Below are 12,920 nucleotides of genomic sequence, written 5' to 3' on the forward strand. Positions count from 1 at the left end.
AAGGAAGATGGGCGATGTGCACGGACCATGACAAGAAACGCTCGGGCAGGGGTGGCTTTGGCCTGATGCAGCGTCTGCGCCGTGGCGTGGCTTGCGTTATGCTGGCGGCTTGTTTGAACGTCACGGCACCAGCCCCTCCCGCACAGGCGGTCTTGGTGGGCATTGACCCGGTATTGGTGGGAATTTGGACCAGCATTCTGACCTCGGCCACGGGCATGTTCACGTTCTTTTCATCGATCTTTTTGCCTTTTCTGCAACGGGCCATGGCAGGGGTTATGGAATCCGTGCGATTGCGCATGACGGCGGATTCGTCGATGTATGACGGGTTGAATGTGTATAATTATCAGATGGCGCGCAGCCGGACATCGGCAAGTTTAGCGCTAATGACAGCACCTCCCATGACGGACTCGCATTGCCGCGTCGCCACCTATTTTTACCGTCAAATTACCGCCCAGAACTACTCGGATCGTGTCTATACCGGAACTATGAACGCCATGGTGAAATGCTGGGCGGGCGACCCGCAATGCGATTCTTTTAACGGAGCCATGGCGCAGTTGACAGCTTCCCTCAACGATGTGGGGGCGGTCACGGATTTTAGCTCGGGCATCTACAAAAACCCGCCTTTGGCCAGTTATGTGAATGCGGACCTTAATCCTGGCCACCTGCTGCATCCTGAACAGCCCACTATTTATACTCCTGGAAAAGAGCCGGTAACCCCCACGCATGACAAATTGCGCACGGCTTGCTATGAAACACCCGATGAGGAAATGAAGGCCATTTATTACCTATTCACAGCTTGTTTTTCGCCGGGGACAATTAAGAATACCGTGCGAGGGCAGTTGGTCGCCACGGCTGAGGGACTTGAATCCCATATCGCCTATGAACGACCCGCTATCGCGGCCATGAGCCTGGGTTGCGCGCCGTTGGTCAAGGCCTTCGCTGAACGGCGTAAGATCACCGGCACCGGCACAGCCACCAACCCGACACAGTGCGTGGCCGAGCTGCGGCGGCGTCACGAATATTTGCAATATTCTTCGGACCAATCTTGGCTGGGCCATCTGGACACCATGAACGAGGCTCAGTTGATTAAATTTTCAACATTGCTAGAGGCTGATTTGCTATATCAGCAAAAGCGTTTCAAAGATTTGGTGGAAATGCTGAGCATGATCAACGGGTCATCGGGTATTTTGGAGATGAACCGTACTCTGCGCCCACCGCCGCGTGGTCTGACCCCGACACTGAAGAAGACCTAAGGACGATCGGGCATGACGGGCACACCCTCCCTTTGCAATACGTTCAAACGCCGCGCGGGCCGTATGACGCTGGCGGTGCTGTTGGGAGTAGGGGTAGTAGGCGCATCACCAAGCCCCGCGCGGGCCAACGTCGTGTTCATTTTCGATCCATGGCTGACGGGATTAGAGTCCTCCACAGCAGGCTTTATCAACAGCATTGCTGGCTTGTTCGAGATGCTGGAGTCAGGCATACCTGCCGGACCTATCCCGATTTTGTTCCAGCGGGGGTTTGCCGGCATTATGGAATCCGACCGCATCCATATGACGGCCCTCTCCAGTATGGCTGACGCCATTAATGTGGACCGCTATCAGCGTGCGCGTGAGACCACGGCAAAAGACGTCACTTTGCAATTAACGCCACCGCTGACCGATGCGTCTTGCGTCATGTCCAGCATGGCGCGCACCCGGCTGGAGGCGGACGCCAATGCCAACGCGTTGGGCGCGGGTGCGGGGCAGGTTCTGACCCGCTATCGCAGCGGCGATCCCAAGATTCGCAGCGGCAGCAGTTTGCTTGCCGCCATGGTCTCGCGTTTTGCCAGTTTTGGCGTGCAAGGCTATGTGCAATCCAATCTTGCGGGCTCAAAAAATGATTCCAGAAAAGCCTATATGGATATGGATGTGGTGACATCGGTGCTATCCAAGCCGGTCTTGGATACCCTGGATAAGCAAACGGCGGCATCGGCGGCGATGATCAATCTGACCGTAGGTGAGCCAATCGATAATGTCCGCGGCGGTTTATTTTTGCGCGACGCGGCTATTCAATATGGACTGGCCGAGCGCACGAAGATCGCAACATTGGGTGCCGAGTCCGAGCCGATCATTTCGGCGGTAAAGACACGTATGCCGATCCTTGCGGATAGCCCCTATGCCGAGCGTGGCAAGGATATTCTGCGCTCCGCCGGTTGGGCCGAAGATCAGATTCCTCAGCGCATGAGTCAGGCTATGATTGAGGACATCATTTTCAAGATCATGCCCGGCACGCCGCAATGGGGCCAAAAAGTAAGCACCTTCCTGCCCAATCAAAGCTTACGCTATAACGCGCAGATGCGGGGGCATGGATTGGGTCTTTTGTACGACACGAATGAAAAGCTTCAGGAAATGGCGCTGGCCGAATCCGGCAGTCTGGCAACGCGCATCTCCGAGGATCTGCGTCCAGCCCCGCGCGGGGAGACACCATTGGGGGGCGAGCCGATCGAGTGGAAGGAACGGCGTTCGTTGCTCAACATCATCGCCGAGGGCGTGGATGAAGAACAGGCCAAGTATTATTTGGGTCTGCTGCTCTTTGATGATGCGCTTATGAATTTGTGGTTAAATGGATATGAATACGGCTGGAACCCTCAAGGCTCCGTTTGCCGCAACAAGGACGGCTCGGTAACAACGACCGTAACCAATAACGGCCAATCCGTTACCGTTACGCAGCATCCCGATGGCACGGTTACGGATGCGTCGGGCAAGCGTATTGACGGCCCATTCCTGCTGTCGCCGGTCAACGGGGCCATGGTTTCCAGTCCTTGGGGGGCATGTCGTACGTCGAATGCGGGAGCATGCGGACGCACACATAAGGGCGAGGACTTTCCCGCCCCGGCAGGCACGCCTGTGCTCGCCGTGGGAGATGGCCGTGTCACCCGCGTCACCAACACGGACAGTTATGTCTGCAATTCAAACAACACCAGTACGGCGCTCGGTTGCGCCGTTTGGGTGGAACACACCTTGCCCAATGGTCAAAGGGTTGAGACTGTCTATGGCCATGTACAATGTGGCAGTGCTGGAAGTGGCGTCGGGGTAGGGGGGACTGTTACCCGTGGTCAACAAATCGGCCAAGTTGGTCATACGGGAAATGCAAGGTGCGGCGCGGCATTTGATCATGTGCATTTTGCCGTCTGGCAAAATGGCGCGCCGGTGCCGCCCACGAGTACGCTCAGCGGCTATAACAGCCAATTCGCGGGCCAGGGGACGCCGGTGCCGCCTGCCTCGCCCGACAATATCCCCATGTGCGCGGGGCAGGCCCCATAGAGGTATAGGTCTGCAAATCTGTTCCCTGATGACAATTTAGGGTTAACTTTCTTGTCATATGGTGGGGTGGCCGTGTCGGCTTTGCCACGGTGGCGCATTTATCTGCGTGATCCTAAGAGGAGGCGTGGCGTGGCCAGTGGGAAGGCTTTATAGTGCGCCCCTAGGTTTCCTATCCCCTCGGTGCAAGGAGAGTTTGCCATGCGTTCTTGGTCCCTTTTGTCCGTGTTGGGCGCGACGTTCCTCGCTCTTTCTGTCGGCTCGGCCCATGCGGCCCCCACCAAGGCGCAACCGGATCTGATCGCGGTCGGCGGCGGCTATTTCGACATGTTCGAAAACATCCATCGTAAGGAAGCGGCTGATTTTCGTCTGGAATACCGTTTCGGCAAGTCGCTGCTGGCCAATTGGACAGAGCCTTATTTCGCCATCCGCCCCTTCATCGGGGGTGAAGGCATGCATACCGGTTCGGTCTATGGTGTGGCGGGCATCATCTTTGACGTTCCCTTGGGAGAGCGCATCGTGTTTTCGCCCAGCTTCGCGCCTGGTCTTTATTACACGGGACGCGGCAAGCGGATCGGCTCGTTCATCGAATTCCGTTCTCAGGCCGAGGTCGGATATCGGTTTGAAAACGAATCTCGCCTGACCGTAGCACTCAGCCATATCTCGAATGGCGGCCTGTCTCCTGCGAATCATGGGGCTGAGATTCTCTCCGTTTACTACCAGGTTCCCGTGTCGATCTTAGGGTTAACGCCCTGAAATCAATGGGGTTATCCACAACTGGATCGATCCTTAATCTGTTGATAACGCTTATTTTCTGACGAAAGTAAGTCTTTGTTAACCATTTGGGCGAACCCTGGGCTTGACGATAGGAAAGCATGCGGTCATTGTTCACACCATGCTCGCGGTTCGGTTTTCCGATCGTAAGTGCCACTAAGGAAGAGGCGTAACGTTGAGTACGGCGTATGACGGGTCGGGCGAAGTGCTGGTCGCTTCTTTACCATCCCGTACGGCACGTGTTCGAGCGATCCTGACAGTTTGCATGACCGTGGCTACGGTCGGTGTCTCCGCTCAGGCTTTGCTGAATTCGACTTTATCATCTGTGGGGACATCCCCGGCACCGGCAGCGCGGCTCTTGTTCCGTCCTGTCACGCCGCTCATTCCCGATGCCACCACCCGTTCCAGCGCGTCGCGCGACCGGGCTTCCTTGCGCGATCCGTTGCGTGAGAGCATGGTTCTGGCCTCCAGCGATTCTTTGTCTAAGACCTTGTCCCGCGTCGATGGCGTGATGGATGAGGATGTGCGCGGCGTCATGACCGCCTTACGCGGCGTGCTCAACGCCCGCCGTCTGCAAGCGGGGCAAGAGGTTATCGCCCATTTCGAGGCCGTCGGGGCCTCGCGTCGCCTGACCGGCGTGCAATTGGCGCTTGAGCAGGACAATGCCATGCGCTTGGTCACCATCACACGGAGTGACAAAGGTAAATTCGACGCTCAAAAGGTGGATCGTCCCTATGACCAGCGCCGTTTCGCGGCGGATGCGGTCATCGGCACCACCTTGTTTGATGCGGGCCGCGCCGCCGGGGTTCCCGACAGCGTCATGGCCACCTTCATTCGCGTCTATTCGCATGAGGTGGACTTCCAGCGCGATATTCGCCCAGGCGACCGCTTTGAGATCATGTATGACCAGCCGGTGACCCCGGATGGCCGTAAGGTCGGCTCGCCCGATATCGCCTATGCGTCTTTGACTTTGGGTGACAAAGTCCTGCCGATCTACCGCATGACCTTGGCCGATGGGCGTCGCGATTATTTCTCGCCCGATGGCCGCAGCTTCCGCCGTACCCTGATGCGTACGCCGGTCGATGGCGGGTATATCACTTCGACTTTCGGCATGCGCAACCACCCGATCCTTGGGTTTAGCCGCATGCATAAGGGCGTGGATTTTGGCGCGCCCGTGGGTTCGCCCATCTATGCCGCCGGTCACGGCGTGATTGAGGAAATCGGTCCCAAAGGCGCGTATGGCCGCTATGTCCGTCTTCGTCATGGCGAAGGCGTACAGACCGCCTATGCGCATATGAGCCGCTTTGCTCAGGGCCTGAAGGTCGGTGCCAAGGTCGAACAGGGCGAGACCATCGGCTATGTCGGCAGCAGTGGCCGTTCCACCGGTCCGCATCTGCATTACGAAGTTCTGATGGACGGCGTGCAGATGAATCCCCTTAAGCTCAATATGGCCAGTGGCACCGTGCTGCGTGGCCGTGACCTGGCCGAATTCAATGAGTTGCGCACCTTGCTGCAGCGTGAATTCGCCCATCTGCGCCACAGTGTCGAGGGTGTGATCCTGGCGCGTGGCGAGACTTTGACCCAAGAGGCCCGCAATCGCCGTAATCAAGAATTGTGATTGCGGTGATTTTGGTTATTGAAGCCCCAACCGGAAATAGCCACGGCATAATAGGTCAAGCCGCTTGATCTGGCGGCTCGGCATGGGTATGGTGGCAACCGTCCTTGATACAACAAGGCCCCTGTGGCGGAACTGGTAGACGCGGCAGACTCAAAATCTGTTTCCTGAAAGGGAGTGGGAGTTCGATTCTCCCCGGGGGCACCATTCTTTTTGACAGCCGATTATGGCTCGGCTCATGCCGCGATCCAGGTGAGATCACGGCCTACTCTCAGTCAAAAAACGCGGAAAAGTTAGGGAAGGCGCCGAGTGGCCGTTGGCATGGTACCCTATCCTTCGTGGCCTGCAGGTGCAGGTGGGCGCCATATACCAGGACCACGGTCCTGACAGGGACAGCTCCCAGAAGAATGAGCTATCGGCCCCGGGATAGTGAAGCCTGACTTGCTACCCAGCAGGCCTTCCCTAAAGGGTACTCTACCTCTCTTCGAGCCGGTCAGCAAGCGATCCCAGCCTTTGCCCCATACGCAACACGGCCTCGGCTAAGACTTCCTGCTCTTGCGCCGCCTGGCGGCCAGTGACGCTGGCGACGCCTTTCTGTCTCATATCAAACAGTTCGTCGGCCAAAGTCAGGCAGGTTAAGACCAATAGGGTTGATTCAGGCTGCGATCCCGCGCGGCGGGCCAAATCAGACAGTTTGCTATCCACATGACGCGCCAGAGAGGTCAGACGGTCCTCTTCCCCCGGCGCACAAGCCAGGGAATAGGCCCGGCCACCGATGCGGACTTCCATTCGGTTCACGAGGCTTCCCGATCCTCGTCCAGCGTCTCATCCATCGCGGCACCCTCTTCCAAGGCGGCCTCAAGACGGGCGATGGCCTGATCCAGGCGGTGGGCCAGACCCTGCACCAAGCCGGTATGGCGACCGCATTCCTCGGTCATTTGCCGCGTCAGCGCCTGACTGGTCTCGCTTTGGCGAGTCAGCAGCTTATCAATGGCTGATTCCATATGAGTCAGGGATTCATCCAAGGATTCCAAGGCAGTGATCAATTTGTCATTCATGACGCAGGGGACCTTTCGGGCAGGATCGAAGAAAAATCAGTGCCCCCAAACTACCGGTCCACCCCCCGCCTCGTCAACCGATACAGCCATGCTTTTGTGGTGCCAGCAGGCGAGGGAAGAATGCTATAGTCCTCCGGCTATGAACCCTTCACTTCTCCTGAATCATCATGTCCGCTGACGCGACCAGGCTGGATGCCAAGTTCCAGCGGCTGTTGGAGCACCATGCCGAATTGTCGTTGGCTTTACAGGCCGCGCCCACGGACATCGAGAGCTTCCAGCGTCTGTCGCGCGAATATGCTCAGCTGACACCGGTGGTCGAGGCCATCCAGGCTCTTCGCGCGGCCCAAAGCGAAGAGGCCGATCTGACCGCTTTGCTGCAAGATCCCGACATGCGCGCCTTGGCCGAGGCCGAATTGCCTGCCTTGCGCGCGCGTCTGCCCGATCTGGACATGGCTTTGCGCCGCCTGTTGTTGCCGCGCGACGAAGCCGATGAACGCAGCGCTATCCTAGAAATCCGTGCGGGGACTGGCGGGCAAGAGGCGGCTTTGTTCGGGGGCGATTTGATGGGCATGTATCGGCGTTATGCCGCTTTGCATGGCTGGTCGTTCGAGCCGATCTCGGTCTCCGAGTCGGATCTGGGCGGGATCAAGGAAGCCGTGATTAACGTCCAAGGCTCGAACGTCTTCGCGCATCTGAAATTCGAATCCGGCGTGCATCGTGTTCAGCGCGTTCCCTTGACCGAAGCGGGCGGACGCATCCACACTTCCGCCGCCACCGTGGCCGTGCTGCCCGAGGCCGAAGAAGTCGATATCCATATTGAAGACAAAGACTTACGCATCGACGTATTCCGCTCCAGTGGGCCGGGCGGACAGTCGGTCAACACCACCGATAGCGCGGTGCGCATCACGCATTTGCCGACCGGCCTTGTGGTCAGTCAGCAAGACGAAAAATCCCAGCACAAGAATAAGGCCAAGGCCTTGAAAGTGCTGCGCGCGCGTCTGTATGAGCGCGAGCGCGAACAACGCGATTCCGCCCGCGCCGCCCAGCGCAAAGGCATGGTAGGCAGCGGCGATCGGTCCGAGCGCATCCGCACTTATAATTTCCCGCAAAGCCGCGTCACCGATCATCGCATCGGCCTGACGCTGCATAAGTTGGACAAGGTGATCGCGGGTGAGGCCCTGGATGAAATCATCGAAGCCCTCATGACCCAGGACGAGGCCGAGCGCCTGGCCGCCGAGAACGATATGGGGCATTAATAGGGCCCAGACCGGCAATGCGGCCTATAATTTACAGACAGAGAGTGTTCTGTTCCTCGACTTGAGTCCTCTCAATCGTCCGGTACTGAGATTGAAGAGTCGTACAAAAAAGCCCCCTCGTGCGATTCATGATAAGATGCGCGGATCACATCCTGTTTAAGATTGGATCCGCGAAAATAAAAAATAACGCCGGATGTTAGTTGCTCCCTCTAGAGTCATATTCCGTTGCAGAAATATATAAGGCCGCCGTGATGGAACAAGCTGATAACCCTATGCCGTCCATATGGATGGGTGGCTTCATGGCCATTCAACGATCACTGAGGGATAATGTCATCGACAATGAGATGGCCGTCGAGCGACTGACATCCCTCTTGGATATGCTGGGGCCGCAAGCCGCATATAACGGACATCACGATGTTTGGAAGCGCCTGATCTGCCGCCGCTCGGGATTGCAGATCCGCATCGGGCGCTATGCCGAAGCTGCCAGTGCGCTAAGACCTTATCTAGGCGCTGGACAGCCTTTGCAATTCGATTCGTTTGCCCATAATCATTATGCTCGGGCCTTGATGTATGGTGGCCGCCCTGATCGGGCAAGAAGCCATTTACGGCAACATACCAAAGCGGGCGGCGTCCTATGTGATAACCCTTTTGCCCACGTCCTGCTCGGCAAATCCCGTCATAAGATCAAGAATAGCGTATCCCCGCAGATCCTGGTGCCTCCATTGAGATTGCCTCCCGACGCTCCTTGCACCGCCGTGGGGCTTATTTGCGCGGCGAACAAGCTGATCAAAAGCGCCCAATATGAGGAAGCTATCGCGTATTTGCAGCCTTTCTTGCGTCCCGGCAACAGCTTGTGCGACGAGGCGGTTGCCCATAACAGCTTTGCCAACGCCTTGATCAAGGCGCAGCGGTCACGGCAGGCGATGGATTATCTTTGGCCATTGCTGCTGCCGGGCGGAATGCTCCATCAAGACGGGGTGTCGCATAATACGTTCGCAAAGGCCCTACTTACCACCGGTAACTATCAGATGGTGCAGAACCATCTGCAGCCCCTGATGGAATCGGGCAAGCTTTTACATGAAAACGCGTTCTCTAAGGCCATCATGGCGCGCGCAAGGGCGGCTCAAGATGAGCATGAAAACGAAGAAAGGGGCCTGCCAACCCTACAGACTCCAAATGCCGATCTTCTTCCCGCCCCCTCCCGCGCCGAGAGGCCAGCCAGACAAGAAATACGTTTTTCATTGGCTGCATTAAGAGCCATAAATCCGAATAGACATCCGCGAAAACTCAAACCCTACCGCCCGGACACACGTAAAAAAGCGTACGAGAATGCCGTCCCCGCAAAAGGATGAGATTCCGTATCTGTGCATTCTGGTGCTCTGGGCGCGGTTAGCCCGTGGAGGCCATGGTCCTTGTCGTCGAAAGCTTGGCTGATCTGCGCCTGGAGCATGCCGTGATCGCACTGTCTCCTCCCTCGTAAGGATTAACCTGTTCGCAAGCACAGCCCGGGCGGCCCTGTACGAACTGATTTTCGCGCGGTAGATTGGGGGCTTGGAATCACCTCTATCCCTGCAGAGATCCGATGTGTGCGATGAAACCGTCCCCCCCCCCCCCGCTGGTCATCGGCGTCTGAATCAGGCATAGCCATTGGGCCGATCCTGTGGGTTGTGGCGATTCTGGCTGTCTTGGCCTCTGCCATTGCTGCGGCGTCGGGTTCGTTCAATGGCGATATTTCGACAATCAGTGCCAAGGCCCAGGCAGCAGCCATTCTCGAACAGGCCAATGAAGTAAAACTCGGCGTGGATAGATTGATTGCTAAGGGCTGCACCGATACGCAAATCAGCTTTGAAAACCCTATCGTCAGCGGCTATGTAAACTCGAATGCGCCATCGGATAAATCCTGTCATGTCTTTGATATTAATGGTGGCGGAATTATATATAAAGATATATCTAGGGACGCTACAGATAAAAATTTTACTTCAGAAAGTGAGTATGCTCGCGTCATTTTTAGTGGCAATGAAAGAGTAATGCAAGTAGGTACATATCTTGGGGAAGAGCTAATGATGTTTTATCCATATATAAAACTTGATGTGTGTTTAGAATTAAATAAAATTCTTAATGTAAAAACTTCAAATGATAGCCCGCCTGTATTAAATGCATATGATGTTAGTATTTCTAAATACGATGGTTATTACTCATATAATGCCGTTTTTGGATTCGGTGTTGGGCAGGCACCTGAAATGATAGGGATGATGTCTGGTTGTTGGAATCAGATGACCAATCCAATATCAATCGGCTTGAAGCCAAATTCTTATCACTTTTACCAAGTCTTAGTTGTCAGATAGAGGGCGTTATCCGTCACGTCTGTTATTACTGCCTTCCTCGTTATCCTGCCCAATAAAAAGGGGACGCCCCATCGGGCATCCCCTTTTTTTGCCGATACTGTCCAAACGGGATTAGCGCTTCGAGAACTGGAATCTCCGGCGAGCCTTCCGGCGGCCGTATTTCTTGCGTTCCACCACGCGCGAGTCGCGGGTCAGCATGCCGGCCTTTTTCAGGGGGCTGCGCAATTCCGGCTCAAAATACGTCAAGGCGCGCGAGATGGCATGGCGCACCGCACCCGCCTGGCCTGAAAGACCGCCGCCGGCCACCGTGCACATCACGTCGAACTGGCCGACGCGATCCGCGATTCCGAAAGGCTGATTGACGATCAGCTGCAGCACGGGGCGCGCGAAATACACCGATATATCGCGGCCATTGACCGTGATCTTGCCCGATCCGGGCTTGATCCAGGCGCGGGCGGCGGCCACCTTACGGCGGCCCGTGGCATAGGAACGGCCCAGTTTATCGACGATGCGCTCACGCAATGTCGGAGTCTGGGGCGAAGCCTGTGTCGGGGCCTGGGTGGAATCGACGCTCGCCGCTTTGGCGGCGGGGGTAACGGCCTTAAGGTCGGTCAGGCTGTGAATAGTCTGGCTCATCTGGGGTGCCATCCTTGCTTATCGAGAGGTCAGATCGCGCGAGCGTTCTTGGGGTTGCGTGAAGCGATATCCAGCACCTTGGGGGTCTGGCCGCCATGGGGATGTTCGCTTGCGGCATAGACATGCAGGCGGCTCATCTGCTGACGGCCCAAAGGACCGCGCGGCATCATGCGCTGCACCGCCAGCTTCAAGGCGCGCTCGGGAAAGCGGCCTTCCAGCATATGGCCGGTCTTGATGGTCTTGATACCGCCGGGGAAGCCCGTGTGATAATGGAATTCCTTGTCCGTGCGCTTTTTGCCGGTCAGGCGGACATGGGCGGCGTTGACCACCACCACGTCGCTGCCGCCGTCTTGCCAGGGGCAGTAATCGGCCTGATCCTTGCCGCGCAGCACCTTGGCGATCTCGGTGGCCAAGCGGCCCAGCACAAGACCTTGGGCATCCACCAGCACCCAGCGGCGGATACGGCCTTCGATTTTGGGAACAAAAGTTTGCATCGTGTGTTGTCCTGTTGTCTGACGCTTTGTGTGACTGGGTTTTAGACCATCGATGCGCGGCCTGTCAACGCAAAAGCTTGCGTGGTATCGCTTTCAACGGTGAGGTAATATATTACCACAATTTGGATAGCGCCATATTGCCAGACTTGACACACAGGGGCATTCCTTGATACACGTTATGCGTGTTGTGAACATAACAAGAACATCGTGGGTTGAGCAGGACTTCCATACTTCATTCATCACACGGCGACAGCCGGAAAAGGAGGGCCAAGATGGCGACAGGACGTATGCGACGCGCACCGGTCAGCAGCGACAAACGATTTCGCCGAAACAAGACGGTCCAAGTGGCCGATCACGGCACAGCGGAACGCTGGCAGCATGGGGCGCGGGATTGGGTGGCCACCGAGGTGGCGGGCATGACCGCCGCGCGTGCCGCAGAGGAATGCGCGCTGGACTCCTTGCATCGCGCCGGAGTGATCGACACGGCGGCGCATGATGCGGGGTTGCGTCTGCGCGGGGATTTCGAGGCAGGGCGCGTGGGGCCGCGTTTGGCGGGGTCCTATAGCCCCTGGAGCGCCCTGCATCTTCCGGCCCAAGCGCGTGAAGACCGCAGCCCCGCGCAGGAGAGGGCTTATCGCCGGTGGAGCCAAGCCATCCAGGCCGTCGGTCCGCAACCAAGCCCGGCGGTGGTCTCGGTCTGTTGCATGGGCCTGCCCCCTATACCAACGCAAACGCCTTTGCTGATCCTGGGCCTTGAACGCCTGGCGCGGTGGTATGGGCTTTGACGATAGGCAAAAGGGTTAAGGCCGCACGGGGGCGATATCCACCGGCGGGGGTGCTAGGCGGGATTCGCTCATCATCTCGCGCATTGTTTGCTGACGCTGGGCGGGCGGGGTGATCTGGGTGGGTTTGGGCGGCACGGTGGCCAGATTGGGCCAGGCGGCGTGTTCAGGGTCGCGGCGCACGTAATCGGGCCGCAGATTGGTGCCTTGGGCAATCGGCGGCTCGCCCGAAGCCCAACTGGGCAGGTCGATATCCGCGCAGGCTCCCAAAACCAGTGCCGACAACATAACAAAAGGCAGATGTGATCTAGACATAACGCGCATCGTGCCAGAGTGCCGCGCGACCTGCAAATGGGATCAATAAAGCCGCATGCGGACCAAAACCCCACCGCGCGCAAGGCTAGGGAATCAGGTAAGATCGATTTTTGCGATTCCCCGCTCTTGTTTCATGATGAGGCCGCCTGATGCCCAAAGCCACGCCGCGCAAGCCATCCTCTTCACGCAAACCCGCCGCCCATAAAAAGGCCGCGCCCGTTGCGGCGGCCAAGCCCAAACGCCGCGCGGCCTTGCCGCCCATCTTGCCCGATATCGCGGCAAAGCCTGCGGCAACATCCAAAGCCAAGGCCGCTTCTTTGCGCCCGACCAAGGCCGCGACCAA

General features: G+C 57.4%; 13 protein-coding genes and 1 tRNA gene. 9 read left to right on the top strand and 5 right to left on the bottom strand.

What is annotated here, in order from left to right; genetic code table 11:
- Positions 1-14 precede the first annotated feature (14 nt).
- The 5 genes from IPI58_07380 to IPI58_07400 all read left to right on the top strand — a co-directional run bounded on the left by IPI58_07380 (position 15) and on the right by IPI58_07400 (position 5,898).
- On the top strand, positions 15-1,253 hold the full coding sequence (locus IPI58_07380; protein QQR68661.1) for a hypothetical protein: 1,239 nt from the start codon (positions 15-17) through the stop codon (positions 1,251-1,253).
- A 12-nt stretch (positions 1,254-1,265) separates the two neighbouring features.
- Complete coding sequence (locus IPI58_07385; protein QQR68662.1) at positions 1,266-3,305, top strand: M23 family metallopeptidase; 2,040 nt, start codon at positions 1,266-1,268, stop codon at positions 3,303-3,305.
- A gap of 198 nt (positions 3,306-3,503) precedes the next feature.
- Positions 3,504-4,058: an acyloxyacyl hydrolase gene (locus tag IPI58_07390; protein QQR68663.1), complete on the top strand. Its 555-nt coding sequence runs from the start codon at positions 3,504-3,506 to the stop codon at positions 4,056-4,058.
- Positions 4,059-4,251: 193 nt separating this feature from the next.
- Positions 4,252-5,694, top strand: coding sequence for a M23 family metallopeptidase (locus IPI58_07395; GenBank protein ID QQR68664.1), 1,443 nt, complete (start codon positions 4,252-4,254; stop codon positions 5,692-5,694).
- A gap of 117 nt (positions 5,695-5,811) precedes the next feature.
- Positions 5,812-5,898 (top strand) — tRNA-Leu (locus IPI58_07400).
- Positions 5,899-6,165: 267 nt separating this feature from the next.
- Here the strand turns inward: IPI58_07400 and IPI58_07405 are convergent.
- A complete protein-coding gene (locus tag IPI58_07405) occupies positions 6,166-6,489 on the bottom strand; it encodes a cell division protein ZapA (protein ID QQR68665.1) in 324 nt (107 codons plus the stop codon).
- On the bottom strand, positions 6,486-6,749 hold the full coding sequence (locus tag IPI58_07410) for a hypothetical protein (protein ID QQR68666.1): 264 nt from the start codon (positions 6,747-6,749) through the stop codon (positions 6,486-6,488). The genes IPI58_07405 and IPI58_07410 overlap by 4 nt, the downstream gene beginning before the upstream one ends.
- A gap of 167 nt (positions 6,750-6,916) precedes the next feature.
- Here IPI58_07410 and prfA point away from each other — a divergent pair, with 167 nt between their 5' ends.
- The 3 genes from prfA (at position 6,917) to IPI58_07425 (ending at position 10,350) form a co-directional block, all read left to right on the top strand.
- The gene (gene prfA, locus IPI58_07415) at positions 6,917-8,005 is read left to right on the top strand and encodes a peptide chain release factor 1 (GenBank protein QQR68667.1); all 1,089 of its coding nucleotides are present in this window, start codon (positions 6,917-6,919) and stop codon (positions 8,003-8,005) included.
- 299 nt (positions 8,006-8,304) lie between these two features.
- Positions 8,305-9,357 carry a hypothetical protein gene (locus tag IPI58_07420; protein QQR68668.1) on the top strand — a complete coding sequence of 351 codons (1,053 nt, stop codon included), beginning with the start codon at positions 8,305-8,307 and terminating at the stop codon, positions 9,355-9,357.
- 315 nt (positions 9,358-9,672) lie between these two features.
- Complete coding sequence (locus tag IPI58_07425) at positions 9,673-10,350, top strand: hypothetical protein (GenBank protein ID QQR68669.1); 678 nt, start codon at positions 9,673-9,675, stop codon at positions 10,348-10,350.
- Between the two features lie 111 nt (positions 10,351-10,461).
- On the opposite strand, the gene rpsI is transcribed toward IPI58_07425, so the two are convergent.
- On the bottom strand, positions 10,462-10,986 hold the full coding sequence (gene rpsI, locus IPI58_07430; protein QQR68670.1) for a 30S ribosomal protein S9: 525 nt from the start codon (positions 10,984-10,986) through the stop codon (positions 10,462-10,464).
- Between the two features lie 29 nt (positions 10,987-11,015).
- On the bottom strand, positions 11,016-11,480 hold the full coding sequence (rplM, locus tag IPI58_07435) for a 50S ribosomal protein L13 (GenBank protein ID QQR68671.1): 465 nt from the start codon (positions 11,478-11,480) through the stop codon (positions 11,016-11,018).
- Between the two features lie 272 nt (positions 11,481-11,752).
- On the opposite strand from rplM, the gene IPI58_07440 reads away from it, so the two are divergent.
- The gene (locus tag IPI58_07440) at positions 11,753-12,265 is read left to right on the top strand and encodes a hypothetical protein (GenBank protein QQR68672.1); all 513 of its coding nucleotides are present in this window, start codon (positions 11,753-11,755) and stop codon (positions 12,263-12,265) included.
- A 15-nt stretch (positions 12,266-12,280) separates the two neighbouring features.
- On the opposite strand, the gene IPI58_07445 is transcribed toward IPI58_07440, so the two are convergent.
- On the bottom strand, positions 12,281-12,577 hold the full coding sequence (locus IPI58_07445; protein QQR68673.1) for a hypothetical protein: 297 nt from the start codon (positions 12,575-12,577) through the stop codon (positions 12,281-12,283).
- Between the last annotated feature and the right edge of the window lie 343 nt (positions 12,578-12,920).

It is taken from the genome of Alphaproteobacteria bacterium (assembly GCA_016699305.1).
GTDB lineage: Bacteria > Pseudomonadota > Alphaproteobacteria.

What these genes read in the sequence shown, in the direction of transcription:
- prfA (QQR68667.1), top strand. Translation starts at nt 6,917, where the DNA reads ATGTCCGCTGACGCGACCAGGCTGGATGCCAAGTTCCAGCGGCTGTTG.
- rpsI (QQR68670.1), bottom strand. Translation starts at nt 10,986, where the DNA reads ATGAGCCAGACTATTCACAGCCTGACCGACCTTAAGGCCGTTACCCCC.
- IPI58_07390 (QQR68663.1), top strand. Translation starts at nt 3,504, where the DNA reads ATGCGTTCTTGGTCCCTTTTGTCCGTGTTGGGCGCGACGTTCCTCGCT.
- rplM (QQR68671.1), bottom strand. Translation starts at nt 11,480, where the DNA reads ATGCAAACTTTTGTTCCCAAAATCGAAGGCCGTATCCGCCGCTGGGTG.
- IPI58_07420 (QQR68668.1), top strand. Translation starts at nt 8,305, where the DNA reads ATGGCCATTCAACGATCACTGAGGGATAATGTCATCGACAATGAGATG.
- IPI58_07380 (QQR68661.1), top strand. Translation starts at nt 15, where the DNA reads ATGTGCACGGACCATGACAAGAAACGCTCGGGCAGGGGTGGCTTTGGC.
- IPI58_07445 (QQR68673.1), bottom strand. Translation starts at nt 12,577, where the DNA reads ATGTCTAGATCACATCTGCCTTTTGTTATGTTGTCGGCACTGGTTTTG.
- IPI58_07385 (QQR68662.1), top strand. Translation starts at nt 1,266, where the DNA reads ATGACGGGCACACCCTCCCTTTGCAATACGTTCAAACGCCGCGCGGGC.
- IPI58_07440 (QQR68672.1), top strand. Translation starts at nt 11,753, where the DNA reads ATGGCGACAGGACGTATGCGACGCGCACCGGTCAGCAGCGACAAACGA.
- IPI58_07410 (QQR68666.1), bottom strand. Translation starts at nt 6,749, where the DNA reads ATGAATGACAAATTGATCACTGCCTTGGAATCCTTGGATGAATCCCTG.